The organism is Sandaracinaceae bacterium, from assembly GCA_020633055.1.
Lineage (GTDB): Bacteria > Myxococcota_A > Polyangia > Polyangiales > Houyiibacteriaceae > JADJJE01.
Window position 1 is genome coordinate 1 of the sequence record JACKEJ010000013.1, and the last position, 25,197, is coordinate 25,197.

The 25,197-nt window shown below is 71.4% G+C and carries 20 protein-coding genes; 10 read left to right on the forward strand and 10 right to left on the reverse strand.

Annotation, left to right across the window (positions count from 1 at the left end; genetic code table 11):
- Positions 1-315 precede the first annotated feature (315 nt).
- Positions 316-1,362 (reverse strand): hypothetical protein, encoded by a 1,047-nt coding sequence (locus H6726_28000; protein MCB9661521.1) that lies wholly within the window; start codon positions 1,360-1,362, stop codon positions 316-318.
- Positions 1,363-1,391: 29 nt separating this feature from the next.
- Entirely contained in the window at positions 1,392-1,808 is a 417-nt protein-coding gene (locus H6726_28005; GenBank protein MCB9661522.1) for a hypothetical protein, read from the reverse strand.
- A 104-nt stretch (positions 1,809-1,912) separates the two neighbouring features.
- Between H6726_28005 and H6726_28010 the strand changes: the two genes are divergently transcribed.
- From H6726_28010 to H6726_28025, 4 genes are all read left to right on the forward strand, one after another.
- Positions 1,913-2,782, forward strand: coding sequence for an MBL fold metallo-hydrolase (locus H6726_28010; GenBank protein MCB9661523.1), 870 nt, complete (start codon positions 1,913-1,915; stop codon positions 2,780-2,782).
- A gap of 89 nt (positions 2,783-2,871) precedes the next feature.
- The gene (locus H6726_28015) at positions 2,872-6,345 is read left to right on the forward strand and encodes a hypothetical protein (GenBank protein ID MCB9661524.1); all 3,474 of its coding nucleotides are present in this window, start codon (positions 2,872-2,874) and stop codon (positions 6,343-6,345) included.
- Positions 6,345-7,871 carry an SUMF1/EgtB/PvdO family nonheme iron enzyme gene (locus H6726_28020; GenBank protein MCB9661525.1) on the forward strand — a complete coding sequence of 509 codons (1,527 nt, stop codon included), beginning with the start codon at positions 6,345-6,347 and terminating at the stop codon, positions 7,869-7,871. The genes H6726_28015 and H6726_28020 overlap by 1 nt, the downstream gene beginning before the upstream one ends.
- On the forward strand, positions 7,868-9,073 hold the full coding sequence (locus H6726_28025) for a transporter (protein MCB9661526.1): 1,206 nt from the start codon (positions 7,868-7,870) through the stop codon (positions 9,071-9,073). Before H6726_28020 ends, H6726_28025 begins: the two co-directional genes overlap by 4 nt.
- Here the strand turns inward: H6726_28025 and H6726_28030 are convergent.
- Positions 9,060-10,274 (reverse strand): hypothetical protein, encoded by a 1,215-nt coding sequence (locus H6726_28030; GenBank protein MCB9661527.1) that lies wholly within the window; start codon positions 10,272-10,274, stop codon positions 9,060-9,062. The two genes, H6726_28025 and H6726_28030, sit on opposite strands and share 14 nt — an antisense overlap.
- 394 nt (positions 10,275-10,668) lie before the next feature.
- On the opposite strand from H6726_28030, the gene mxcH reads away from it, so the two are divergent.
- From mxcH to H6726_28050, 4 genes are all read left to right on the forward strand, one after another.
- Positions 10,669-13,422: a TonB-dependent siderophore myxochelin receptor MxcH gene (gene mxcH, locus H6726_28035; GenBank protein MCB9661528.1), complete on the forward strand. Its 2,754-nt coding sequence runs from the start codon at positions 10,669-10,671 to the stop codon at positions 13,420-13,422.
- A gap of 43 nt (positions 13,423-13,465) precedes the next feature.
- The gene (locus tag H6726_28040) at positions 13,466-14,149 is read left to right on the forward strand and encodes a MotA/TolQ/ExbB proton channel family protein (GenBank protein MCB9661529.1); all 684 of its coding nucleotides are present in this window, start codon (positions 13,466-13,468) and stop codon (positions 14,147-14,149) included.
- A 2-nt stretch (positions 14,150-14,151) separates the two neighbouring features.
- Complete coding sequence (locus H6726_28045) at positions 14,152-14,664, forward strand: biopolymer transporter ExbD (GenBank protein ID MCB9661530.1); 513 nt, start codon at positions 14,152-14,154, stop codon at positions 14,662-14,664.
- Positions 14,665-14,963: 299 nt separating this feature from the next.
- Positions 14,964-15,794 (forward strand): energy transducer TonB, encoded by an 831-nt coding sequence (locus tag H6726_28050; protein ID MCB9661531.1) that lies wholly within the window; start codon positions 14,964-14,966, stop codon positions 15,792-15,794.
- Between the two features lie 27 nt (positions 15,795-15,821).
- Here H6726_28050 and H6726_28055 read toward each other — a convergent pair whose 3' ends face one another.
- The 5 genes from H6726_28055 to H6726_28075 form a co-directional block, all read right to left on the reverse strand.
- Complete coding sequence (locus H6726_28055; GenBank protein MCB9661532.1) at positions 15,822-16,790, reverse strand: hypothetical protein; 969 nt, start codon at positions 16,788-16,790, stop codon at positions 15,822-15,824.
- A gap of 675 nt (positions 16,791-17,465) precedes the next feature.
- The gene (locus H6726_28060; protein MCB9661533.1) at positions 17,466-18,107 is read right to left on the reverse strand and encodes a DUF4291 domain-containing protein; all 642 of its coding nucleotides are present in this window, start codon (positions 18,105-18,107) and stop codon (positions 17,466-17,468) included.
- A 5-nt stretch (positions 18,108-18,112) separates the two neighbouring features.
- Positions 18,113-18,451, reverse strand: a complete 339-nt coding sequence (locus H6726_28065; protein ID MCB9661534.1) for a hypothetical protein — start codon at positions 18,449-18,451, stop codon at positions 18,113-18,115.
- Between the two features lie 302 nt (positions 18,452-18,753).
- Positions 18,754-19,221, reverse strand: coding sequence for a hypothetical protein (locus tag H6726_28070; GenBank protein ID MCB9661535.1), 468 nt, complete (start codon positions 19,219-19,221; stop codon positions 18,754-18,756).
- A 125-nt stretch (positions 19,222-19,346) separates the two neighbouring features.
- Entirely contained in the window at positions 19,347-20,249 is a 903-nt protein-coding gene (locus tag H6726_28075) for an intradiol ring-cleavage dioxygenase (GenBank protein ID MCB9661536.1), read from the reverse strand.
- Positions 20,250-20,322: 73 nt separating this feature from the next.
- Between H6726_28075 and H6726_28080 the strand changes: the two genes are divergently transcribed.
- Together H6726_28080 and H6726_28085 are read left to right on the forward strand one after the other, a co-directional pair.
- A complete protein-coding gene (locus H6726_28080; protein ID MCB9661537.1) occupies positions 20,323-21,099 on the forward strand; it encodes a response regulator transcription factor in 777 nt (258 codons plus the stop codon).
- The gene (locus tag H6726_28085; GenBank protein ID MCB9661538.1) at positions 21,096-22,367 is read left to right on the forward strand and encodes a HAMP domain-containing histidine kinase; all 1,272 of its coding nucleotides are present in this window, start codon (positions 21,096-21,098) and stop codon (positions 22,365-22,367) included. The genes H6726_28080 and H6726_28085 overlap by 4 nt, the downstream gene beginning before the upstream one ends.
- A 102-nt stretch (positions 22,368-22,469) precedes the next feature.
- Here the strand turns inward: H6726_28085 and H6726_28090 are convergent, their stop codons facing one another.
- Positions 22,470-23,759, reverse strand: a complete 1,290-nt coding sequence (locus tag H6726_28090; protein ID MCB9661539.1) for a hypothetical protein — start codon at positions 23,757-23,759, stop codon at positions 22,470-22,472.
- Positions 23,756-25,099, reverse strand: a complete 1,344-nt coding sequence (locus H6726_28095) for an AAA family ATPase (GenBank protein ID MCB9661540.1) — start codon at positions 25,097-25,099, stop codon at positions 23,756-23,758. The genes H6726_28090 and H6726_28095 overlap by 4 nt, the downstream gene beginning before the upstream one ends.
- Positions 25,100-25,197 lie beyond the last annotated feature (98 nt).

Sequence of the window (25,197 nt, forward strand, 5' to 3'; positions counted from 1 at the left end):
GGACTTTGAGCGCGCGATCACCAAGATCGCTGCCCCGGACTTTAGTCCGGGGTGCCCCAATTTAGGGACAGACAGCACTTCTGAAACAGCCCCTTCAGTCCGGGGTGCCCCTATTCATGGATGTTCGCTGCTTCCGAGACAGCCCCTTCAGTCCGGGATGCCCCCAATTGTGGACGTTCAGCGCTTCTGAGACAGCCACTCCAGTCCGAAGTGCCCTAGTTCGGGACAGTCATTGCTTCCGAGACAGCCTCTCCACACCTGCTCGGTGCCGGGTGCCCCGTCCGCCGCGCGCCGACGGGCCCCTGTCCAAGACCTTCAGCGCGCCGGATGCACCCGCGTGAACGACACCGTCTCGCCCGCCTGCTCCGCGCCCTGATTGAAGAACACACAGCCCTCCACCAGCGCGGGCCGCTGCGGCAACACCAACCGGTGCGCGACGCGGCGCGCCTCGCCGCCGGCCGTGGGGAGCGCGTGCAGCTCGCCCAGGAACGCGTCTTCGAACGCGACGATGATCAGCTCGTCGTCCGCCGCGTGCGAGAGCGCGCCGGAGAGGGGCACGGTCCCGACCAGCCGCTCGGGGCCGCGCATGGGGCGGAACACCACCTCGCGCGGGTAGCCGGCGCGGCGCAGCTCGTAGAAGCCGTCCGCGGTGGCTTCGTCGGCGCCCACGGGCACGCGCCGCTCCTCGGCCTGCTGGACGGCCTGGTCCACGTAGGCGGTCTCGAACGCGCTGCGCAGGACGAGGTGCCCGGCCTGGCTGCGCCCCAGGCGGAACTGCGAGCGCGGCAGGGTCCGGACCACCTCGGGCGCGCCGCCCACGCCGGGCAGGCGCATGAGCCGCGCCTCGCCCACGTTGGGGTCGGTGTCCATCCAGTAGAGCGCGCCGTCCGAGGCAAACAGCCCCGACACGGCGAGCCCGGAGAGCCCCTCGGCGACGGGGGTCAGCGTGAGCGTGGTGAGGTCCAGGCGCTGGACGCTGTCACGCCCACGCGTGATGGGGTTGGCGCTGAACGCGTAGAGGTGCGTGTCGTCCGCCGTGAGCCCTGTCGTGTTCAGCGGCGCCGCGGACAGCAGGCGCTCTCGCCCGCCGCGCAGGTCCCACTCGCGCACGCCAGTACGCCCGGCGGCGAAGACGCGCCCCCGGTGGACGGTGAAGCGGTGCGTGCCCTCCCAGCGCGTGACGCGCGTCTCGCCGCACACGCTGGCCGGACGCTCCACCCACACGCCGGGTGCGCTGGGGGGCGCCGCAGGCTCGGTGGTCGCCGTGCTGGCGGGTGCCGTTGCGGCGCGCTCGCTGGGCCGCACTGGCGTGGCCTCGCTGGCCCCCGAGTCGCCGCTGCAGCCCACGAGCGCCGAGCCCACGCAGAGCCCCGCGCACGCCCACCAAGGAGTCAGAGCGCCACCTGCGCCACCCAGGCGCGGGCCTCGTCCACGGTGGCGAAGACCTTGTGCGGGTACTCGAACGGCGAGAACCACATGATGGCGGTGAGCGCGCCGCGCAGGACCGCAGAGGGGAGCACGTACGCCTCGGCGCGGCAGTAGCGCTTGGTGTGCGCGTTGTTGCGCTTCGAGAACTCGGCGAAGTGCTGGCGAGCGGCCGCGTCGGGCACGCTGGCGTAGGTGGCGTCGATGACCAGCGTGTAGGGCTCGCGGCGGGCAAAGACCTTGTCCTGCAGCGCCTCGGTCACGACGCGCGCCCCGGGCAGCGACATGCCGCCGCTGAGCGTGACGAGGACGTTGGGGAAGCGCGAGACGTCCAGGCTGAAGCCTTCGCGGGTGGGGCTGTGCGGTGCGGTCGAAGGGGTCATGGCGGCTCTCGGGCGCTGCGGTCTGGCACGGAGCCTGCGGTGCGCAACTCGTCCGCGAACCTCCACAGCGTCGCTCATCCTCGCACACGTGTACGCTGAGCGCGATGCGCCCCGAAGACATTGTCTACGACCCCTCGTCTCTGTCCCCAGCCGCGGACCGCGAGCCCGTCCGCGTGACGTGGCTCGGCACGGCCGGCTTTGCGATCGAGCACGCCGGCTACACGGTGCTGATCGATCCCTACGTCACGCGCTCGTCCCTGCTGGACTGCGTGCGCGCGCCGCTCGTGAGCGACGCCGTCGCGGTGCAGCGCTATGTGCCCAAGGCGGACGCCATCATCACGGGGCACACCCACTTCGACCACGCGCTGGACGTGCCCGACATCGCGCGCGCGACGGGCGCTACCGTCTACGGCTCGCGCTCGTGCGTGCAGCTGTGCCGCATGGCGGGCATCCCCGAGGCGCAGGTGGTGGATGTGGAGTCGCGGCGCGGCCCCTTCGCTGAGGCGGAGGTGGGCCCCTTCCACCTGCGCTTCGTGCCCAGCGCGCACTCGGCGTTTCTGCTGGGGCGCGTGCCGATGCCAGGCGACATCGCCGACTGCGACCAGATCCCGCTGCGCACCGAGCAGTATCGCTGCGGCGCGGTGTTCGGCGTGGACATCCGCGTGGCGGGCAAGCGCCTGTATCACCTGGGCAGCGCCGACCTGCTGGACGCGCACCCCGAGCGCGACGTGGACCTGCTGCTGATGTGCGTGGCGGGCTGGACGACCACCCCGCGCTTCGTGCCGCGCGTGATGGGCGCGCTGCGCCCCGGGGCCGTGCTGCTCTCGCACTGGGACAACTTCTTCCTGCCCATGAGCGCAGGCGCCAAGGCGCTGCCCGCCATGCAGCTGCCGCGCCTGGTGGACGGCCTCACGGCCATCGACCCGAGCGTGCGGGTGGGGACTGTGCCGTTGCTGGGGCACGTGCTGCTGTAGGCGCCCGAAAGCCCGCCTGCATACGCAAGACACAGCGGAAAGATGCGCACCCGCTGTCGCTGATACCCAGACAGGGGTATCCTTCCGGGATGCGCTTCCCCTCGGCCCGTGTCTCCGCGCGGTGGCTCGCCCCCATCGCGCTCGTCTTTGCGTTGTGTGGTGGGCGCCCACGCGCCAACGCTCAAGACCTCGTGGTGGACAACATGACGATCACGATGCACGGCGTCCAACGCTTCGACACCGTGCGCGTCATCAACGGGGGGCGCATCAACGTCACGCCCTTCGACCCGATGACGCCCGGCAGCGGCAACCTCGAGCTGATCGCGGACAGCATCTTGGTGGACGCCACGTCGTCCATCCTCGCGCGCGGCGCGGGCTACCAGACGGCGCGCTGCGGCAACGGCGGCGGACCCGGCGGCGGCGTGGGCGGCTGCGCGGTGCGCGACTCGGGTGGCGGCGGCGCGCACTTCGGCCGCGGTGGGCGCGGCACCAAGGACTGCGCAGCCGCCGGCTGCACGTTCCCGCTGCACTGGGAGGAGGACTGCGGCAACTCGCTCAACGGCGCCGGGCTGATGTGCAGCACGACGTCCAACTGCCGCAACAACGACGGCCTTCCGTCCACCGCGGGCATCCCGTTCTGGCACTCCATCTACGAGGTGGAGTTCGGCAGCGCGGGCGGCGACAAGGGCTGCCGCGACGGAGACGGCTTCGACACGGACCCCGGCGTGGGCGGCCCCGGCGGCGGCCGCATCGTGCTGGCGGCTCCCAACGGCACCATCGACGTGCAGGGCTCGGTGCGCGCAGACGGCAAGCGCGGCTGTGGCATCGGCAACGACTCGGCCGGCGGCGGCGCGGGCGGCACGGTGATGATCGCGGGCATGTCGGTGACCATCGGCGCCAACGCGGTGGTCTCTGCGGCGGGCGGCCTGGGCGGCGACACGCGCGCGGGCGCCATGGGCCAACCGGACTCCCAGGACTGTCCAGCCGGGTCACAGACCTCGGGCACGTGCGACGACTGCGGCGGCGGCGGCGGCGGTGGCATCGTCAGCGTGCTGTCCGTGACGTCCAACATCGCATCGGGCGCCACCTTCGACGTCTCGGCCGCGCTCGGCGGCGTGTGCCCCATCTGCAGCGGCGAGGCGGGCGGCGGGGCGGGCGAGCTCCAGATCAACGCGCGCTACATCGGCGAGTTCTGCGACGGCTTCGACAACGACTTCGATGGGATGGTGGACGAGGGGCTGGGGACGGTCTCCTGCGGCCTCGGGTCGTGCACCACCACCATGCCCGCGTGCATGAGCGGCACCCCCACCACGTGCACGCCGGTCGTGAGTGGCCCCGACTGCGAGCAGCCGCCCGTGTGCAACGAGCCGCGCATCGCGGTCATTCTGGATACCTCCGCGTCGATGCTGCAGAACCTCGCGGGCTTCGCCACGTTCGGCGACGGATCGCTCGAGCACCCCGGCCTCGACACGGACGGCAACATGCAGCCCGACGACTCGCGCATGTACCTGGCCAAGGAAGCCCTCGCGCAGGTCATCAGCAGCTACCCGGAGATCGACTTCGCCCTGGCGCGCTACCACCAGGACACGGCGCTCGACCAGAGCTGTCAGATCGCGAAGTGGATCGAGTGCGCAGGCATCTTCGCCACGTACGACAACCCGACGGACAACACGGGCAACGTCATCTGCAACGTGAACATCAACGGCACCACGACCGTCCAGGTCCGCGAGACCAGCACGGGCGAGGAATGCATCAACTACGCCGGCAGCTGCGGCGGCCCGCGGCGCGGCGCGGACATCTTGGCGGGCTTCGGCAGCGACACCATCGACGTGGTGCGCTGGCTCGACAGCCGCGAGACGGCCTTCGACGCCAGCGAGACGCCCGGGGACTTCTGCGCGCACAGCTCGGGCAACGACTGTGAGATCCGCGCCACGGGCCCCACGCCCTTGGCGGGCTCGCTGCAGGCCATCCAGGACTACATGCTGCCGTTGATCGCGACCGACCCGTGCACGTCGTGCCGGGGCTACAGCGTGATCCTCGTGACGGACGGCGACGAGAGCTGCAACGGCAACCCGCCCGCCGAGGCGGCCTTGCTGCAGGCGGCGGGCGTGGACGTGTACGTCGTCGCGGTCAGCGTGCTGGCCGAAGAGCAGGCGGCGCTGAACGCCATCGCAGCGGCGGGCGGCACGACGGCGGCCACGTTCGTGAGCAACCCCGCGGACCTGGTGCCCACGCTGACCAGCATCGTGGGCGGGTCCATTCGCTTCGAGTCGTGCAACGAAGCGGACGACGACTGCGACGGCGTCGTCGACGAGGGCTTCGTGGGGCTGGGCGCGGCCTGCAACGACGGCCTGATCGGCGCGTGTCGCGGCACGGGGGTCATCGCCTGCCGCGACGACTTTGGCGGCACCGAGTGCGACATCACGTCGCCCGGTAGCATGGCCGGCACCGAGGCCTGCGGCGGCGGCGACGAGGACTGTGACGGCCGCATCGACGAGATGCTGGTGTGCACGGGCAACTGCACGCCGACCGGCGCCGAGGTCTGCAACGGCATCGACGACGACTGCAACGGCCTGGTGGACGAAGCCGACCCCGCGCTCGGCACGGCGTGTGGCATGGACGAAGGCGAGTGCCGCGCCGGGACGCTGCGGTGCATCGCGGGGATGCTGGAGTGCATCGGCGCCCAGGGCCCACGCATGGAGGTGTGCAACGGTCTCGACGAAGACTGCGACGGAATGAACGACAACGAGGCCGTCTGCCCGCCCGACACGCTGTGCGCCGAGGGAGGCTGCCGCTCACGCTGTCTGGCCGAGTTCGGCTGCGCGCCGGGCCTCGAGTGTGTGGAGCTTCCGGAGGGCGGATACTGCATCCCGACCGCTTGCTCCGTGTGCACGCAAGCCGAGGCCTGCGTGAACAACGTCTGCGTCGACCGCTGCGCAGACGTCATGTGCGACAGCAACGAGACCTGCGTGCGCGGCACCTGCCGCGACTGCACCACGGAGGGCTGCGCCACGGGCGAGCTGTGCGTCGACGCGGTCTGCGTGACGGACCTGTGCGCCCTCGCGAACTGCGCCACGGGCGAGAGCTGCTTCAACGGCGACTGCCGACCCAGCTGCGACGACCGCACCTGCCCGGTGGGCCAGGCCTGCGATCCCACGGGGGCCTGCACCGACGACCCCTGCGCCGACGTCAGCTGCGACGCGAATCAGGTGTGTCTCGGCGGGTCGTGCCGCGACGACCAGTGCACGGACATCCTGTGCCCCACCGGGAACGTGTGCGTGCCCGCGCTCGGCTGCATCACCAACCCGTGCGTCATGGTGACGTGCGCCGCGGGTCGCGTGTGTCAGGTGACCGACGCCGGGCTCGCCCAGTGCCGCGTGGCCGGTGAAGTCTCGCCGCCGCCCGGCGGGACGAACGTGCTGGTGTCGGGCAACGGCGGCGCGAGTGGGTGCGTGGCCATGCCGGGTGCGCGTGGAGGCGGGGATGCGCCGCCATGGCCGGCCTGGCTACCCAGCGTGCTGCTCGTCGGCTTGGCCCTGCTGCGTCGTCGGGGGGCCAAGTGATGCGCGCTACCGTCATGATGCGGGCCCGGCCCGTGCTGTGCGCCGTCGCGCTGTCGGCCATCTTTGCGGGCTGCGGCGTGGACCCCTACTGCCTCGACTGCGTCGAAGGCGACGCCTCGGTCGATCAGGGCCGCGATGGCATGGTGCTCCCGGGAGACATGGACGTAGCCGACCAGCGCATGGACCGCGGCGTGTGCGTGCCCACCGGCGAGGACGAGACCTGCAACGAGCAGGACGACGACTGCGACACCCGTGTGGACGAGGGCTTCGACCTGCAGACCGACGCGCTGCACTGCGGGGACTGCGACACCAGCTGCCTGCGGCCCAACGCGAACGTCGCGTGCGAGGAGGGCGAGTGTACGCAGGACGGCTGCTTCGACGGCTTCGCCGACATCGACACGAGCAGCGCAGCGCCCGGGTGCGAGTACCGGTGCCCGGTGTTCCCCACGACGAGTGAGGACTGCAACGGCATCGACGACGACTGCGACGGGCGCGTGGACGAAGCGGTGGACCTGCCGCCACCCCCGGCGGGTCTGTGCCGCACGACGCCAGGAACCCCGTGCGAAGGCACGGTGCCCGTGTGCGAGACGCGCAACGGGATCGGCACGTGGTACTGCGACTACGCGCCCGAGGTGGAGTTCGATCCGGACATCCCGAGCGGTGTCGTGCTGCAGGAGCAGCGCTGCGACGGGTTCGACGGTGACTGCGATGGTGTCGCGGATGACGCGTTCCCCACGCTGGGCACCGACTGCGACAACGGCGACCTCGGCGCCTGCCGCGACGAAGGGCGCGTGGTGTGCGACCCCACCGACACCAGCGCCACGATGTGCGACTTCACGCAGGGCCCGAACCCCGTCCCCGGCGCTCCGATGGCCGAAGCGTGCAACGGGATCGACGACAACTGCGACGGCGTCATCGACAACTCGGACCCCATGGACCCGGACCGCGTCATCGACGACATGGTCCACATCACGCACGGCGGGATGGACTTCTACATCTACCGCTACGAGGCCTCGCGACCCGATGCGAGCGACGCGGACGCGGGCGCTGCGAGCCAGCGCGCGTGCAGCAACGCGAACGTGCTGCCATGGACGACCGTGGCCCACAGCGCGGCCGCTGCGGCCTGCAGCGCGGCGGGCTTCCGGCTGTGCACGGGGCCCGAGTGGCAGGCGGCGTGCGAGGCCGCGACCGCGACGACCTACCCCTACGGCAACGCGTACGCGCCCATGACCTGCAATGGCGGCGACCGCGACGCGATACCGGGCGGCATGGTGAACCACAGCGTCGCGCCGACGGGTGCCCTCGCCGCGTGTGTCAGCGCGGACGGCGTGCTGGACATGTCCGGCAACGTCAAGGAGTGGACCGAGGACCCGAGAACCGGGCCACCGGCCACCTTCGTCATTCGCGGAGGCTCGTTCGAGTCCCCCGAGCTGGGGCTCACGTGCCAGACCACCCTCTCCCAGGCCTTGCCGGACACCGCCCAGGCGACGCTCGGCTTCCGCTGCTGCTCGGACGTGGCACCATGACTCGGACTCGTCGACACATCCGCCCGGCCCTGCAGACGCTGTTGGGGATCGCTTCCTTCGCGAGCCTCGCGCTCTCGACCAGCAGCGGCGCAGCGCAGGCCCCCCAAGGCACGTTCACGGCCAACCGCTTCAGCCCCGCCGCAGGAAGCGGCAACTACCTCGAGGTGGACGGCGCTGCGGTGCACTCGCACCTCGAGGGCAGCGTGGGCTTGACGCTGGACTACGCCCACCAGCCGCTGGTCATCCACAGCGTGACATGCACCGACCCCGTCGCGGGGACCGGCTGCCAGGTCGACGGCGTGCGCTCCGAGCTGGTGAGCTACAGCCTGACGGCCAGCCTGTGGGGGGCGCTCACCCTGGCTGACCGCCTGCAGATCAGCCTGGTGTTGCCGCTGACGTTCTCGAGCGGCGACGGGTTCATGGAGCTGGGGCGCGGCCCCGACAACGTCACCATCGAGGGCGGGTCCGCGGTGGGCCTTGGGGACCCGCGCCTCGGCGCGAAGGTGCGCATCCTGGGCGAGGAGAGCGACACCTTCCGCTTGGCCGCGGCCGTCTGGGTCGCGCTGCCGCTTGGCGATGTGTTCCAGGAGGGGCGCTTCATTGGCAACGCCAGCGCGAGTGTGGGTGGCCACGCCATCGCGCAGGTGGTCACCAACGGCTTCCATCTGAGCCTGAACGTGGGTGGCCTGTGGCGCGACGAGCAGACGCTCCTGAGCACCACGCAGGGCCCCGAGATCTACTACCGCGGCGCCATCGGCTACGAGGTGCACCCGGACGTGCTGCTCTTCGCGGAGGTGAGCGGCGCCACGGGTCTGAGCGGTGACTACGACGAGAACCCGCTCGAAGGGCGCCTCGGCGCGCTCATCGACCACGGCTCGTTCCGCTTTACGCTCGCGGGCGGCGCCGGGATCCTGGGTGGGGTCGGGGTGCCGGTGTTCCGCGTGGTCGGCGGCTTCGCGTTCGTGCCCCAGAGCAACGTGCGCGCGCCGGTCGTCGGCGACGACATCGGACCCGAGCTGGACGGCCCCGACGCGTCTCGCGGCTGCCGGCCAGCGGGCGACGAGGAGAGCCCGTTCGACACCCGCCCCATGTGTGAGTCCGCGCCCGCGCCAGCCACGGGCCCCGCGGAGGCTGTCCCGGCCGAGCCAGAGCCGACGCCCGACGCGGAGTCCGAGGGCGACGCGGACGTCAGCGGAGCTTGACGAACTGATACGACCAGCCGGGGAGGCTCACGCGCGGCGTGGCCACCCCGTCGACGACCTCGTAGAGCTGCGTGGCGTAGCCCACCTCGTCGCCGCCCGGGACCATGAGGATCAAGCGGTCGTCGAACTGCAGCGGCGTGAACGCCCCGCCGTTGTGCGCGATGCCCTCGATGGGCGCGCCCTGCTGGGTGTCGAGGTCCATGCGCCAGATGCTCCAGTGGTTGCTGCCCACGTAGGCCCACGGGTCGGTCTCGGCGTCGAAGCTGGTCTCTTCGTCGTGGAACACGGAGATGAGCGCCTGCCCGTCGTGCAGGTAAGAGAACATGGCGCCGTAGCGCCCGTCAGCGACCTCGCCGTAGTCCAGCGTCCAGTCCGCGTCGAAGACCTCCTCGTCGGGCGCGATGCGCAGAACGCACGGCGTGGGGGCGTCCGCCAAGATGGCCCTGGCCACCGGCCAGACCCAGTTGCTGAAGTAGATGTTGCCGGCCTCGTCGCTGGACACGAGGTTGCCGGGCACGGGGCAGCGCGTCTCGGGCACCAGGTCCACGAGGGTGTCAGTGTCGAGGTCGTACACGGCGAGCAGGTAGTCGCTGGAGTACGTGGCGGTGTTGTAGTCGGCCCAGCTCACGCTGCGGAAGAGTCGGTTGCCGCGGATGGCCGCGGGCGAGCTCTCGAACGACCAGCCCTCGCGGAAGAACTCGTCGGGCGGCGGGATGTCCCCCGTGGTGGCCATCGTGGTGGGGTTCCAGAGGATGGTGGTGCCGTCGTCGAAGTTCATCAGGTAGGCCTTGGTGGCGCTGATGAAGCTGACGTTCCACGAGTCGAACTGGCCGCGTGTGAGGCCGTAGTTGGCGAAGCTGAGCTGGGGTCCGTCCGCCACGAGCTCGCCTTCGTCGGACACGACGTAGCGCGTGACGGTGGGCGCGTCGGCGTCGCCCACGAAGAGCCAGTCGCCGTAGGCCTGGATGAACGCTCGGCCGGTGCCGAACTCGCGTGACTCCGCGGGGTCCACGCGCTCGAGGTCCAGGTCGGAGATCAAGCTGAGGTAGCTGTTGGAGCCCGAGTCGTCGTAGACCTCGTACATGATGGCGTAGAGGGGCGCGTCGGGGTCGAAGGTGCGCGGGCCATCGCTGCCGCCGCTGCAGCCGAGGGCTGTGGCGAAGGCGAGCGCAAGCGTCAACGCCGAGGCTGGATGGTGCATGCGGCGGCAGGTGCGGAGCTGGCGCGAGGGGCCGGCCGACGGGGGCGGCGGAGAAACGCGGAAGGGATGCATGGGCGGGGTCTCTCTTGGCGAGGGGAGAGCCCGGCGTGCGTGCGCGTGGCGCCGGGCAAGATGCCCGGGTATGACTTAATGATAATGCAAGTCAAAATCAATTTAGACGCGTGCGCACGATGAAGAGCCCCAAGCCCACCTCGGTGCGGCCAAAAACACGTGAATTCGTGGGTTCTGTTCCGCGGCGAGATTGAACTTGCATATGAAAGTCAATTTCACCATCTTGCAGGACGCGGAGCATCGAGCCCCCGCGTCGCTCCCGTTGGCCCCCACCAGCGGTGCCCCCGGACACCCCATGCATCCCCCCCGCACATCACGCGTCATGGCCGCGCTGACCGTTGGGCTCAGTCTGCTGAGCCCACGCGCGCCGGCCCCCGCCTTGGCGCAAGGGACGCCGTCGCAAGCTGCGCCCGAGGCAGCACCCGAGACGACCGAGGAGGCGCCGGCGCCCGCCCCGGACGAGCAGGCTCCTGCCGCCGCACCCGAGCCTGCCGTCGTCCCCCCGCGGCTGATCCAGTTCGTCGAGGCAGACTACCCACCCGAGGCTCTCGCGGCAGGCGTCGCGGGACGTGTGGTGCTGCGCCTGACCATCGACGCCGAGGGTACCGTGACCGAGGCCGAGATCATGGTGCCCATGGGTCACGGGCTGTCCGAGGCCGCGCAGGCCGCGGCGCTGCGCTTCCGCTTCGAGCCCGCGCGCCAGCACGGCGTCACCGTCGCGTCGCGCATCTTGTACGCGTACGAGTTCACCCTGCCCGCCGCGCCCGAGGTGGGCGACGTGCGAGGCCAGGTGCAGCTGCCTGGCACGGCGGCGCAGGCCGCGGTGGGCGTGTCGGTGACGCTCAGGACGGCCGAAGGTCATGCGTACCACACGCGGACGGACACCGAGGGCGCGTTCCGCTTCGACGCGCTGCCGGTGGGCGAGTACCAGCTCGAGGCACACGGTGACGGGCTGGGCCACGCCGAGCTGAGTGTGTTCGTGGCCGCGGGCGAGCCCGCTACGCCGTCGCTCCGGCTGCTGCGCGACGAGCACGAGGCGCCCATCGAGGTCACGGTGCGCGGCGCGTCCGAAGCGCAGCGCATGCGTGAGTCCGCCCAGGCGGTACACGTGATCGAGACGGAGCAGGCCCAGCAGCAGACCGCCGACCTGGGCGAGGTGCTGGCGCGCAGCCAGGGCATCGGCGTGCGGCGCGGTGGTGGGCTCGGGTCCGGCACGCGCTTCTCGCTCAACGGGCTGACCGACGACCAGATCCGCTTCTTCGTGGACGGCGTCCCGCTGGAGTTCGCGGGGTATCCGTTCGGGATCTCCAACATCCCAGTGAACCTGGTGGAGCGCGTGGAGGTCTACCGGGGCGTGGTGCCCATCCGCTTCGGGGCCGACGCGCTGGGCGGGGCGGTCAACCTGGTGAGTCAGACCGAGGTCGAGGGCAGCCACGTGGCCGCGTCGTATCAGGCGGGCTCGTTCGGGACGCACCGGCTCTCGCTGGGCGGGCACCACCTGCACGCGCCGAGCGGCTTCTTCACGCGGGTGGGCGCGTTCCTGGACTACGCGGAGAACGACTACCCCGTCGACGTGGCGGTGCCCGACAGCAGCGGGCGGCCCATCCCCGCCCGCGCGCACCGCTTCCACGACGGCTACCGCGCGCGCGGTGCGAACCTCGAGCTGGGCTTCGTGGACCGCCCCTGGGCGGACCGGCTGCTGCTGCGTGCGTTCGTCACCGACTACGACAAGGAGCTGCAGAACAACGTGGTGATGACGGTGCCGTACGGGGACGTGACCTACGGCGAGGTGACCACGGGCGCGAGCCTGCGGTTCGAGCATCGCCTGAGCGAGCGGGTCTCGCTCGACGCCGTCGCGGGCTACGCCTACACGAGCGCCACGTTCGTGGACGTGGGCACGTGCGTCTACAACTGGTTTGGGCAGTGTGTGCGCGAGCGGCGCCAGGCCGGCGAGATCGAGACTCCCGGGCGAGACCAGCGGCGCTGGGAGCACAACGCGTTCGCGCGCGCGAACGTCCAGTATCGGCCGCGCCTGGGGCACACGCTGCGCCTGTCGCTCTCGCCCACCTACGCCACCCGCACGGGGCACGATCGACAGCAGACCAACCCGGACGCGCGCGATCCCCTGACCGCCGAGCGCCGTCTGACCACGCTGGTGACCGGCCTCGAGTACGAAGCGGACCTCTTGGACGAGCGCTTCGAGGGCGTGCTGTTCGTGAAGGACTACGTGCAGCGCACGCGCTCGGAGGAGGCCATCCCCGGGGGCACGTTCCGTCGCTACGACCGCGACACGCACCGCGTGGGCTTCGGCAGCGCGCTGCGCTACCGCTTCGCCGAGTGGCTGTACGCGAAGGGCTCGTACGAGTGGGCCACACGCCTGCCGCGCCCCGACGAGATCTTTGGCGACGGCGTGCTGGTCATCGCGAACCTCGAGCTGCGCCCCGAGCAGAGCCACAACGTGAACCTGGGCCTCACGCTGAACGTGGAAGAGAGCCCCGCGGGGGCCTTCCGCGCAGACGTGAACCTCTTCCTGCGACGGGCCTCGGAGCTGATCGTGCTGCTCGGCAACGACCGCACGTTCAGCTACGAGAACGTGTTCGGCGCGCGCTCGATGGGCGTGGAGGCCTCGGCCGGCTGGACCTCGCCGGGCGAGTACGTCGTGCTGGACGGGAACGTGACCTACGTCGACATGCGCAACACCTCGCGCAACGGCACGTTCGGAGACTTCGCGGGCGACCGCATCCCCAACCGCCCCTACCTGTTCGCCAACGGCACGGCGCGCCTGCAGGTACGCGGGGTGGCGGCCCCCAACGACGAGCTCGCGCTGACTTGGAGCACCCGCTACGTGCACGCGTTTTTTCGAGGTTGGGAGAGCGTGGGGCTGCGCGACTTCAAGCAGGTCATCGAGGCGCAAGTGCTGCACTCGCTGGGGCTCGTCTACGTGGTGCGCGGCGACGTGGCGACGGTGTCCTTCACGGGCGAGGTGCAGAACCTGACCGACGCCCCGGCGTTCGACTTCTTCGGCGTGCAGCGTCCGGGGCGCGCCTTCTACTTCAAGACCACGGCCGAGTTCTGACCGGCGCGTACGCAGCGCGCCACGGCGCGCAGGAGCCACTCCCATGAGCACTGTCGAGACCATCAAAGAATTCTTCGTCCACTCGGGGGCCGAGTGGGTGCTGTGGCTGCTGTTCGCGCTCTCGTGCCTGAGCCTGGGCGTGGCGCTGGAGCGGTTCATCCTGTTCCGGCAGAAGAGCGACGATCTGCGCGGGCTGGTGGGCACGCTCGACGCGCACCTGCGGGCGGGCGCGCACCAGGCGGCGCTGGCCGAGCTGAACGCGTCGCGCTCGGTCGGCGCGTCCGTCGCGGCGGCGGGTCTGCGACTCGCCAGTCGAGGCGCGCGCGCGGCCGAGAAGGGCATGGAGAGCGCGCTGGCGATCGAGCGCAAGGGGCTCGAGGCACGGCTCTCGTTCCTGGGCACGCTGGGCAACAACGCGCCCTTCATTGGGCTTTTCGGGACGGTCATTGGCGTCATCCTGGCGTTCGAGGCGCTGGGGCAAGCCGGCGCGGTGAGCGGCACGGCAGACAGCCAGGTCGCGTCGGCGGCCGTAATGAGCGCCATCGCCGAGGCGCTCGTCGCGACCGCCGTCGGTATCGCGGTGGCGCTGCCGGCCGTGGCCTTCAACAACTACTTCCACCAGCGCCTGACGGCCATGCTCACCGACGCCGAGGCCCTCGCCTGCTTGGTGGTGGCCTACCTCGAAGACGCGGCGGCGCAGGGCGCAGCCCCCGAAGGAGCCGAGTAGCCATGGCTGGGATGGGACCGTCGCGCGGCGGCTCGATCGAGGGCATCAACGTGACGCCGCTGGTGGACATCGTCTTGGTGCTGCTGATCATCTTCATCGTCACCGCCAAGTTCGTGGTGACACCCGCGGTGCCGCTGGACCTGCCGCAGGCGTCGCAGAGCGAGGAGGTGCAGACCGTGCTGGCCGTGACACTCACGGCCGACGGGGCCGTGTCGGTGGACGGGCAAGCCCTGGACGACGCGGGGCTCGCCGCACGGGCCCGTGCCGCGCTGGCAGAGGATGGCGCGGTGCGCGCGGTGATCCACGCCGATGGCGACGCGCGTCACCGGCGTGTGGTCGCGGTGCTGGACACGCTCAAGGCCAACGGGGTGACCCGCGTGGCGTTCGCGACCGTGCGACCTGCGGCGGACGAGCACGCGTCGGTGCGCCCGCCGGAAGGCGCCCCATCGACGGGAAGCCCGGAGAGCGAGGAGAGGGCCGCCACGGATGCGCGTGTTGGGGAAGACGCACCGTGAGCGCTGAGACCGCGCAACGGCACGTGTCGCGAGATGGCGGCGAGCCAGCAGACCGCGCGGACGATGCCGGGGCGACGGTCGGCGCACGCCAGGCCACGCGTCGCGCCACCGTCGCGCTGGGATCGGTCGGCGCACGCCGGGCCCCGCGTCGCGCCACCGTCGCGCTGGGATCGGTCGGCGCCACGGTGGCTCCGGGATCTGTCGGCCCCACGGTGGCTCCGGGATCGGTCGGCGCCGCGGTGGTGCCAGCGTGGGCGGCGAGCGACGAGCCTCCCGCGCGTGCACGGCGAACGCACGCCGTGACCCCGGGTGGCATCGCGTGGGAGCTCCCCGACCTGCGCGGCGCTGGCCGTGCGAGCGCGTTGCGCGGCGCCGGCGCGCTGTGCCTCATGGCGGCGTACGCGAGCGCCTTGAGCGTCCTGCCCCGGAGTCGCGCGGAACCGCCGGCGACGCTCTCCGCACCGCTGGTGATGACGGAGCAGGAGATCGACCTGGCGCCTGCTCCCCTCGAGCCCGAGCCCGAGCCCCCGCCCCCGCACGAGCCCGAGTCGGCCCCCGAGCCCTCACCGGTAGCCGCGCCCACCGCGCGCGCTGCGGCCGCACCGGCCCCCAGCGCCTCTGCCCCCAGCGAGCCCAGCGGCAACCCGCCACCGCCCGCCCAGGCCGCGTCCGTGGTGGCCGCCGAGGCGCCCAGCGCGCCCGTGGACTTCACGGGCTTCGACATGACCACCGGGGCGGCCGAACGCTACGCGGGCGGCATCACGGCCTCCTCGGGGACCAACACCCGCGCCGTGCACGCGGCCGCCGTGGACCCCAACGCGCGCCCCGACGGCGCGCAGGGAGCAGCGAGCCAGGCCCGCCCCGTGCGCCTGCCCGCCCGCAACTGGCGCTGCGCCTGGCCCACCGAAGCCGACTCGCTGGGCATCGACGCCCAGACCGTCGTCCTGCGCGCCGTCGTGGGCGCCGACGGGCGCGCCCTCTCCGTGGACATCCTCGCCGACCCGGGGCACGGCTTCGGCGCCGCCGCCCTCCCCTGCGCCCGGAACGCGCGCTTCGAAGCCGCGCTGGACGCGTCGGGCCAGCCGTACGTGGCCACCTCCCCGCCCATCCGGGTGCGCTTCACGCGCTGACCGGCTCGTACCCCCACCTGCGAGGTGTCACTCGACGGGCGCGTCCTCGGGCGGCAGCAGGAAGGCGGTGACGGCATGCACGGTCAACGCCGTGGAGACTTGGTCGCACATGCCCAGCTCGTTGGGGTTGAGGTCCGCCAAGCGCGTCAGCGCGAGTGTGGCGATGGGCTCCACGTCCTGACCCCCGGGGATCATGCGGATGAGGTCGTCGATGAGCGTCCGCGTGGGGAGCCCGCCGCCAAGGAGGCCGTCGACTTCGCCGTTCTCTGCGTCGAAGTCGAGGGACAACTGCCCCGAGAAGATGGGCAGGTCGAAGCGCTGGTCCAGGATGGACACCGGCAGGACCGTCTCGAATCCGACGACGTCCACGTGGCCGTCGACCACCCGGACGTTGCGAACCTCGACCGACGTCGTCCCAGGCTTGATGTCGAAGGACTGTCCCGGCACCAAGCGACCGTCGTTCCCGACGTCGGTGGGTCCCTCGCCGAAGTGGATTCGCACCGTCACGTCGTTGTCGTTTTCGAAGCTGTCGAGCCCCTCGAACTCGAGCAACACGAGCAGCGACCCTTCGTTGATGGCGCCCTGGACGAGCGCCTCCGGGTCGCCGCCGAACAGCCCCAAGACCGCCCCGAACAACGACACCTGGTTGTCGATCCCTGGCGTTCCGTCGGGTGCGGTGAAGTCGATCTTGTTGCACGTCTCGAGAGACGGCTCGTCATCGACGCGGCCGTCCAGGTTCAGCCCGATGACCGAGCCGTCCGGCTCGGCGGTCGAGATGAGCGACACCTCGGTCATCACGAACGCATAGTTCGGGGGATCGATGGTGGCCTCGCTGCACGAACCTGCGAGCAGCGAGAGGCAGCACAGCGCGAGGGGTGCACGGAGCGCTCGCGCGCTCGCGCGCAGGCGACCAGCGCCGTGGCGGGTCTGGTCGCCGTCAGCTCCGTGGCTACCCAGGGCTGCGCTGTTCTGTTGGCCGATGTCGCTGTCGCTCATGGGGGAAGCTTGGTAGGTCCGGACGTGGTTCGTCAACGTCGTCGTCTGCCCGACCGCCACGCGCCCTGAAGCCTCCTTGTTGGCGCAGACTTCGCTGACTGTGCTAGGCATGCGTCCAGGTGGAGGCGCACGCGCTGGCGGTTCCGCGAAGGAGGTGAGTTCGTGGTTCGTATGCTCGTAGTGTCGCTGTCGCTCCTCGCGTCCGGGTGCGCCAACTCCCACACCATCGACGGGGGCACCGACCCCGCCGACGGGGGCACCGAGCGCACCGATGCGGGCGCAGAGCCCACCGACGGGGGCACGTTGGACGCCTTCGGGGGCGCCTGCACCGTTCCTTCGCTGCCATGCCCCGCATGCCTCGCGGACGACTCGGCCGGTTGGTGCTGGGCCGCGGTCAGCACACTACGTACCAGATATCAGCCGTGCGCGGCTGACGGCACGTGCAACACGACTGTCGTCGTGTGCCCGCACGGGCCCTGTCTCAGGGCGGAGCCGCACGGCGGGACCGAGTGCCGCTACTTCTCTATTCGAGATGGCCTCCCGTGCCTCGGCGAGTCGTCGAGTCCCCACACATGCGCGGCGGGCGCCTGTGTGCCCACCACGAGCATGTAGCCGTTCTCCGAGACGACCGTTGTCGCGCGACGAGCGGAGACTGTGGCGGGACGTCGGCGACGGTCAGTCGAGAGCGGGTAGCCCGAGGCGAGACCGGGTCGCGCCGTCAAGCACGGACAGCACCGTCTCTTCCGGCGTGAGCAGGAGGTCCCGCGAGCCGCGGTGTTCGCGTTGGGTGGCGACGAAGTCGGTCACATCCTGGATCTCGCGAACCCACGACTCAGCGTATGCACGTGTGGCGACGCCGCGGAGCCCCAGCTGGATGGCGCGCCGCTCGAGGGGAGCGCCGCTGGGCCCGTGGTCGGGGTCCCACTGCAGTCGCACGTCCGAACGCTTCACCGCGTGCTGCCACGCCTCACGGGTTGCGTAGGTGTCTCGGTCGTACTGACTGGGGACGGCGCACGCGAGGATCTGCTCCTCGAACGCCGAGCGGTCGAGCCAGATGGCGAGGACGCGCTCCTGGTCGGCCTTCGTGGCCCAGCCACAGCGGTACATCATCCAGAGGAAGTTGGGCTTGATCCACGTCATGCGCTCCGCACTCCACGGCCCTCCGAGGCGCTGATGCGTCACGGCGTAGTCCGCGATGTCGCGGCGAAAGGCCTGATACACGACGACATGATGCTCGTCGTGCTGCGCGAGGATGTGCCGGCCGCGCGCGGGCCAGGCCGCTTGTTGGGTGTGCCAGTGGGTCGTCCTCAGCTCCATGCGCTCTAGTCGAGGCACTGACCGCCGATGCGCAGCACGGTGCCGTACGACGTGGCGAAGGTGGTCCCCACAACCAAGGCCGTGAGACCGACCCCCCGCGCCCACGGCGCCCTGAAGAGCGCCTGGCGCTCGAGCAGCGTGGTCCGCGGCACGTTTCGCATGCGGCGCGCACGCAAGACCGAGCCGACGATGGCGATGGCTGTCCCCACCCCGAGTGCGATGAAGGCCCCGGCCCCCGGCGTGATTCGGGACCCGCGCCCGCTCTCGAAGCGCCGGCAGTTGACGGGGGCGACCGCGAAGCTGATGGCGGGCACCGTGCTGGCGATGACGAGCCAGCCCGTCACCTCCAAGTTGAGCGCGCAGCGGCGCGCTCGGCGTCAGCTGCCTCTTCGGCGCTCGTCTGAGCGTCGACGCGGGTGCAGACCGACATCACCCCCAGCAGTACACCGAGACGTATCCCGAGGCGGTGGCCAGGAGCGCTCGTACGCCAGAGCGTGTTCGCCGCGCAACCGCGTGCGAGCGCCGCTGCCCGTTCGGTGCACCCGTGGGTCGTCCTCAGCTCCATGCGCGGCATGGTAGCGAAAATCGCGGCACGCGCACGCACATTGGTCACACCCGCCGACGACACCGTAGCGCCGCGGAGCCGTCAACCGCCCGTGTCGTCGATGAACCCCGCCTCGCCCCCGCCGCGCGCGTACATCTCGAGCAGCCACGCCTCGGCGTCCTCACGCTTCGTGAACGCGCGCGTCGGGCACGGCGGGCTCGCGGCCCACAGGATGGCCGTCAACATGTGCCGGTGCAGCGAGGAGTCGAGCAGCACGGCGTACGCGACCAGCAGCTCGCGCACGTCCGCCTCACGACTGCGGAACCACGCCACGAAGCGCTGGCGACGCGCCGCGTCGGGGCGCGTCCCGCGCAGGTCGTGCAGCGTGACGTGGCGCTTCTTCATGGCGAGCGCCCGCTCGAACGCCTCGAACAAGCTCTCCACGTCGATGGCCTCCGGGGGCGCACCCGCGGGTGCAGACACCACTACCAGCGGAAAGCGCGTGAGGTCCGCGCGGTGTCGGAACGTGGCGGTACCCGTGGGTGGCACGGTGCGAGGCGGTGGGGTCATGATTCGCAGATGGACCCGTACGACGTTCGGGCTCCACCTCGAGCGCGTCTGGGCATGCCAAGCCTACACCGCATGCGGCCGGGCGACACGCGACGGCGCGGATGTCGCCGTCGCGGATGCGTGTACTACATGGGGCCTCCCATGCCAGACCCCTGCATGCTGCAGACGCTGGCCGAGCTCGAGCGCACGATGATGGTCTTCGAGGCCAGCATCGCGCCGTCGGTCATCTGGGCGACGTCGCACACGTAGGGCGAGGGGTCGTCCTCCCCGCCGACGACGCCGTCGGTGGCGACGGTCGTGTCCGGTTGCCCGTAGTCGGCGTAGAGCGGCTCGCTCTGGAAGATCGAGGCGACCAGGGCGTCGCTGAAGAACAGCTGGGAGACCAGCGTGGCCGCCGCCCCGTCTGCAGCGTCGTAGGTCCCCGTCATGATGCGGAAGTGGATGTGGACGCAGCGCCCGGAGTACCAGCCCGGGAAGACCGTATCGAAGTCCACGCGCCCGTCGGCGCTCGTCCGCTGATAGCCGCGGAAGTAGCCGGCCTGACGGTCGACCTCGTCTTCGTTGCATGCGGCGTTGATCTGCCCGGAGTACACGCCGCGGTAGTTGGTGTGCCAGATCTCCACGATGGCGTCCTCCAGGGGCTGGCACGCCTCGTCCAGCACGCGGAGCGCGAGGCGCACGGGGATGCCGTCCCATCCGTCGCTCACGTCGGCACGCTCGGGCGAGGTCGTGTGGCAAGGGCCGATGGTGGCCTGGCAGGTCATCACGCACGCGGAGGCCGCCGCCGTGAAGGGGTCGGGGTAGCTCGCCGCGTCGGTCATCGCGGCGGTGCCGCCCGTCGCCCAGGTCCCGAAGGACGCGGCGCCATCCTGAGGGGTCGAGGAGTCCGAGCCCGAGCCACCACCGTCGGGCTCGTCGTGGCTGACGGCGCACCCGAGCGTGGAGAGCAGGGGCACGGCCGCGACACCGGCGCCGATGCGGCGGAGGGCTTCACGGCGGGTGATGCGGAGAGGGGCGTGGCGAGTCATGCGGGCGGTCCTTTCGAGAGGCGAATCCATGACCACCACGCTGCCGCGCCCACGTGCTGCTCCCGTTGCGCGCATGTTGCGGAATGTTTCCGTCCTTCCCAACGCGCACGCGCCCGGCCATGGTGGAGACGTGACCGACGCCACCGGCAGCGATCTCTCGGTCGTCCTCGTCGAGGACGACGAACGCCTCGCGACGTTGACGGCACGCTACCTGCGCTCTCACGGCGTGCTGGTGCACGTCGTCACGCGCGGAGACGCGGCCGAGCGTGAGGTCCTCGCCCTGCGGCCAGACGTGGTCCTGCTCGACCTGAGCCTGCCTGGAGTAGATGGCCTCGAGGTGTGTCGACGGCTACGGCAGAAGGTCGACACGCCGATCGTCATGGTCACGGCGCGCGACGAGGAGGTCGACCGGGTGCTGGGGCTCGAGGGCGGGGCCGACGACTACGTGACGAAGCCGTTCTCGCCGCGCGAGCTGCTGGCCCGCGTCCGCGCCCAAGCGCGGAGGGCCCGCGGCAAGGTCGGACCAGGGCCGGCGAGGATTCGGGTCGGCGCCCTCGAGGTGGACACGGGGACGCGCAGCGCGAGCTTGTCGGGTCAGGAGATCACACTGACCACCTACGAGTTCGACCTGCTGCGTGCGCTGGCGGAACGCGCCGGGAGGGTCCTCACCCGCGAGACGCTGATGACCCTGGTGCGCGGCGCCCCTGACGAGGCCTTCGAGCGGACGGTGGACGTACACGTCTCGCGCCTGCGGCAGAAGCTCGGCGACGACCCGCGCAACCCCCGCTGGCTGAAGACCATCCGTGGGGTGGGCTACGCCCTGGTCGACGGTGCGGACGGTGCTGGATGAGGTCGTTGGGAGCCCGGTTCGCCCTCTTGGCGCTGGCACAGCTGGCGGTCTTCGCCTGTGTGGCGCTGTACATCGCGTTCCTCACGCGACCCGACCACGACGGTCACGACGGTCACGAAGAACCCAGCTCGTCCGCGCAGCCAGGACCCCGGCCACACGGCCCTCCGCCGCACCAGGGCTGGCGCGAGCACGAGCCGCCGCTCCATGGCCCTCCCCGTGGCGCGCCTCCCGCGCCCGACCCCCAGCGTCCCCCGCAGGCGCGCACGCGGCCGCCGACGCCCCTCTTCATGGGTCCACTGTTGACGTTGCTGGCCGGCGCGGTCGTGTTCGCGGCGGGCGGGTTCCTCACAGCGCGGTGGATCGTGCGTCCCCTCCGGCGGCTCAACGACGCCGCGCGAGCGTTCGGCGCGGGCCAGCTGGGTGCGCGGGCCAACCTGCAGCGGGAGGACGAGCTCGGGGAGGTCGCCCAGAGCTTCGACGAGATGGCCGATCGGATCGCGCACCTGCTACGCGTGGAGCGCGAGCTGATGGCGAACGTCTCGCACGAGCTGCGCACACCGCTCGCGCGCATCCGCGTCGCCGTCGAGCTCGCGGCGGAGGGGCGCGGCGACGCCGAGGAGACGCGCGAGACCCTCTCGGACATCGCCGTGGACCTCGACGAGCTCGAGTCCATCGTGGGCGACGTCCTCATGACCGCGCGGCTGGACGCGCTGGGCCCAGAGGGTGCGTTTCCCATCGGTGAGCGCCGCCGCGTGCCACTCGTGGACGTGGTCGAGCACGCCGTGCGGCGCTGCCGCACCCGCTACCCGGAGCGTCCGATCGCGCTCCATCCGACGGTCCTCGGCGCTGCCGCTCCCGAGGTGCTCGCCGACGAGAGGCTGCTCCGGCGGGCGCTCGAGAACCTGATCGACAACGCGCACAAGTACACCCCTGACGCAGGCTCACCGATCGACGTCTCGATCGCGGCCGACGCCGCCCACCTCCGCATCGAGGTGCGCGACCGGGGCATGGGCATCGCGCCCGAGGACCTCACGCGGGTGCGGGAGCCCTTCTACCGCGCCGACCGGAGCCGCTCGCGGGGCACCGGCGGCGTGGGCCTCGGCCTTTCGCTCGTCGACCGCGTCGTCGCCGCGCATGCGGGCACGCTGAGCCTCGAGAGCGCGCTGGGCGTGGGGACGACGGTCCGGGTGACTCTCCCGCGCTGTGCCGCGACGGATGCCCTCGACGGACCGCCGGATCGACAGGCCGACGCAGAGCGCTCGAGATAGGCACGTTGGGTTTCGTGGGCGGACGAGCGACCACCGAGCATCGGGACGCGGACGGGTGTGTTCCCCATCACCGCGCTGAGCCGCTGCCGCGTGCGTTCCCGTTCAGCCCGGTGTGCTTCGTCCGCGTGCGACCCCGCCGCGCGTGGCACGCTTCTTTGGCGTACGCTGCAGCGGCGCTCGCCCGAGCCACGCCCGCTCGCCCCAGGGGCACGTGAAGGCCTCGGGCTTGGTCAGGATCCACAGCACGGGCACGGGCGGCGGCGCGTCCGGTGTGGGGCCGTCTCCGTCCGTGAAGTAGATGACGCCCTCGACGCCGTGCGCGGCCAGCAGCGGTCCTGCGAAGACGGGTCGGAGATCCGTGCCGCCGCGCCCCATCACGTTGGTCAGCCCGCCGTCCCACGCGTACACGCGCGCGACCCGCGTGTCGCACTCGGCCACGGTGAGCGTGGCGTGTTGCGCGAGCTCCCCCAGCTGTCGCGCGATCTCCGCCAGCTCGGGCCCGGTCATGCTCATGGACGTGTCGATCACCACCAGCAGCCGCGGCTTGACCAGGACACGCGGCGAGTACGTCCTGCCTGGGACCTCACCGACACGACCCGGGAAGCGGCGGTTGGGTCGGGCGTAGGTGTGCACCGGGGCCCGCGCCCGCGCGACGAACATGCGCAGCGCGGTCTTCCAGTCGAGGTAGCGCTCGGCGCGGCCCAGCACGCCGGTCAGCGCCTCGATCAGGCTGCCGGGGTCCTTCCCCGCGCACAGCACGCCGGGCGTGTCGTCGCCGTCCCCCGCCCGGAGCTCACCCGCCTCCACGGCGGCGCGTTGGATGAGCTGACGTGTCTGCTCGAGGGCGCCCGGCTGGGTGTCGCCGCGGCGCAAGTAGCGGTGGTCGTCCGCGCGCTCTCCGGCACCCTGCTCGCGCCCGCTCCCCCCTGACGCGGGCGCGGTCCCCTCCCCGAACGCGGCAACCAGCCGCTCGTAGCGCTCGAGGGTGCTCTGCCCCGCGCGCAGCCCGATCGACGCGTAGGGTCGCCACGTGATCGGGTCGGGCAGCGGCTCTTCGATGTACTCGTTGGCCGACATCTCGATGGCGAGGTCCATCAGCTCCACGTCGCACAGACCGTGAAAGCGTGGGTGCGTCAGGTGCCCGAGCACCACGTGATGCACCTCGTGGAGCAGCACACCGAGCAGGTACTGTGGCTCGCGCAGGAAGGCGTCCACGTTGACGTGCAGGTAGAAGCCCCCGCCCTCGAGCGAGACCGCCATGCGCTTCACCGATGGGTCGGCGACGGGCGTCAGCTGCCCGAGGACGGCCGCGTAGAACGGGTAGCGCGCGAGGAACACGGGCGCGCGTACGAACGCGTCGAGCCACACGTCGATGTCGCTGCGCGGGGTCATCGCGGGCGAATGGGGGTGATGCCGAGCTTCTTCATGGTGTCGACCAGCGGCAGCGCCCAGCGCTCCTTCAGCTGCAGCAGGAGCTGCCCGAGCGACGCCCGGGCCACGTTGCTCTTGCGCAGCTCGGTGGCCGACGCCTGCTGCTCGAGGTGCGCCCGCAGCGCGGTCACGGCCAGCCCCGCGCGGTGCTGCTCGAGCGGGTTGGCGCACCACGCGAGCATTTTCGTCTCTGCCGCGCTCCCGGCGTAGTTGTGCAGCAGCTCGGCCGGGGTGACCGCGACGAGGGCCGTGGCCGTCGGGTTGTGCCCCAGGGCATCCTGGAGGCGCTCGCGCTGATCCCCTGGCAGGTCCGCCAACAGCGCCTCGAAGGACGCGAGCGAGAGGCGCTTCTGCGCGACGAGCACGCCCGCTTCGGGCCCGGCGAGCAGGCGCTCGAGGCGCGTGGTCAGCTCGTCCAGCAGGTCCGTCCGACCGCCCTCGCGGTAGCCCTTGATCTCGCGCGCCAGCGGGGAACGTGGCTCGTACGTGGAGAGCAGCGCGCGCACGTCGAACGGCAGCGGGCTCGACCACTTGTCGCGTCCCGCCACGAGCAGCTCGACCCACGCCCCGGGCAGATAGCCACCGAGCGCGTCGCGCAGCAGCCCCCCGTCCGCGACCTCGGCGGGGGTCAGCGCGCCGAGCACCTGCGACGCGTACACCCACGTGCGCGGCGGCACCTCGTCGAGGATGCGCGCATGGGACTGCGCCAGCTCGACGATGGCGGGGTGCACGCCGCTCACCTGGGCCCAGGCGAGCCAGGCAGCGCGGTCGGCGCAGACCGAGAGGTTCATGAAGCGCGCACGCAGCGCCCGGTCGAGCGGCGTGACCTGATAGTCGGCGGTCTCGGGGTTCACGGCGGCGAAGCACACCCACCCCTCGGGCAGCACGTACTCGTGCAGCCGACGCGCCGTGAGGAGCTGCAGCGCGGGCTGCTGGATGTAGCGCTCGGCCCGGTTCAGCTCCTCCAGCATCAGGATGCCCGCGCCCCCCTCGGGCAGGATCTGGGGCAACGCGTAGGTGGTGCGACCGTTCGCGACGACGGGCAGCCCCACGAGGTCGGGGGGCTCCAGCAGGCTCAGGTCCAGCACGACCGTGGCGACGCCGAGCCGCTCCGCCACGTGGCGCACGATCTCGCTCTTGCCGATGCCCGTGGGCCCCTCGAGCAGCACGGCACGGCGCGCGCGGTAGGCGACCTCCAGCACCGCCTCGAGGCGAGGTCCAAGGGGGATGGCGAGGGGGCGCGTCTCGGGGAGCTCGGTCTTGGGCACACCGCGGTGTAGCGCACGAGCAGAACGACGCAGCTCGCCTGGTCGAGCTGGCCCGTGAGCATGGCGCCTGACGAGCTGCGGCGTGTTGCGACCCGTTGGGGCCAGTGGCCGCCGTGGCTGCCGGACGCGCG

Excerpts from the sequence above, each read along its gene's own strand:
- H6726_28025 (MCB9661526.1), top strand. The coding sequence starts at position 7,868 with ATGACTCGGACTCGTCGACACATCCGCCCGGCCCTGCAGACGCTGTTG.
- H6726_28090 (MCB9661539.1), bottom strand. The coding sequence starts at position 23,759 with ATGACCCCGCGCAGCGACATCGACGTGTGGCTCGACGCGTTCGTACGC.
- H6726_28015 (MCB9661524.1), top strand. The coding sequence starts at position 2,872 with ATGCGCTTCCCCTCGGCCCGTGTCTCCGCGCGGTGGCTCGCCCCCATC.
- H6726_28010 (MCB9661523.1), top strand. The coding sequence starts at position 1,913 with ATGCGCCCCGAAGACATTGTCTACGACCCCTCGTCTCTGTCCCCAGCC.
- H6726_28030 (MCB9661527.1), bottom strand. The coding sequence starts at position 10,274 with ATGCACCATCCAGCCTCGGCGTTGACGCTTGCGCTCGCCTTCGCCACA.
- H6726_28005 (MCB9661522.1), bottom strand. The coding sequence starts at position 1,808 with ATGACCCCTTCGACCGCACCGCACAGCCCCACCCGCGAAGGCTTCAGC.
- H6726_28045 (MCB9661530.1), top strand. The coding sequence starts at position 14,152 with ATGGCTGGGATGGGACCGTCGCGCGGCGGCTCGATCGAGGGCATCAAC.
- H6726_28070 (MCB9661535.1), bottom strand. The coding sequence starts at position 19,221 with ATGACCCCACCGCCTCGCACCGTGCCACCCACGGGTACCGCCACGTTC.
- mxcH (MCB9661528.1), top strand. The coding sequence starts at position 10,669 with ATGGCCGCGCTGACCGTTGGGCTCAGTCTGCTGAGCCCACGCGCGCCG.
- H6726_28080 (MCB9661537.1), top strand. The coding sequence starts at position 20,323 with ATGTTGCGGAATGTTTCCGTCCTTCCCAACGCGCACGCGCCCGGCCAT.
- H6726_28085 (MCB9661538.1), top strand. The coding sequence starts at position 21,096 with ATGAGGTCGTTGGGAGCCCGGTTCGCCCTCTTGGCGCTGGCACAGCTG.
- H6726_28020 (MCB9661525.1), top strand. The coding sequence starts at position 6,345 with ATGCGCGCTACCGTCATGATGCGGGCCCGGCCCGTGCTGTGCGCCGTC.
- H6726_28040 (MCB9661529.1), top strand. The coding sequence starts at position 13,466 with ATGAGCACTGTCGAGACCATCAAAGAATTCTTCGTCCACTCGGGGGCC.
- H6726_28055 (MCB9661532.1), bottom strand. The coding sequence starts at position 16,790 with ATGAGCGACAGCGACATCGGCCAACAGAACAGCGCAGCCCTGGGTAGC.
- H6726_28060 (MCB9661533.1), bottom strand. The coding sequence starts at position 18,107 with ATGGAGCTGAGGACGACCCACTGGCACACCCAACAAGCGGCCTGGCCC.
- H6726_28075 (MCB9661536.1), bottom strand. The coding sequence starts at position 20,249 with ATGACTCGCCACGCCCCTCTCCGCATCACCCGCCGTGAAGCCCTCCGC.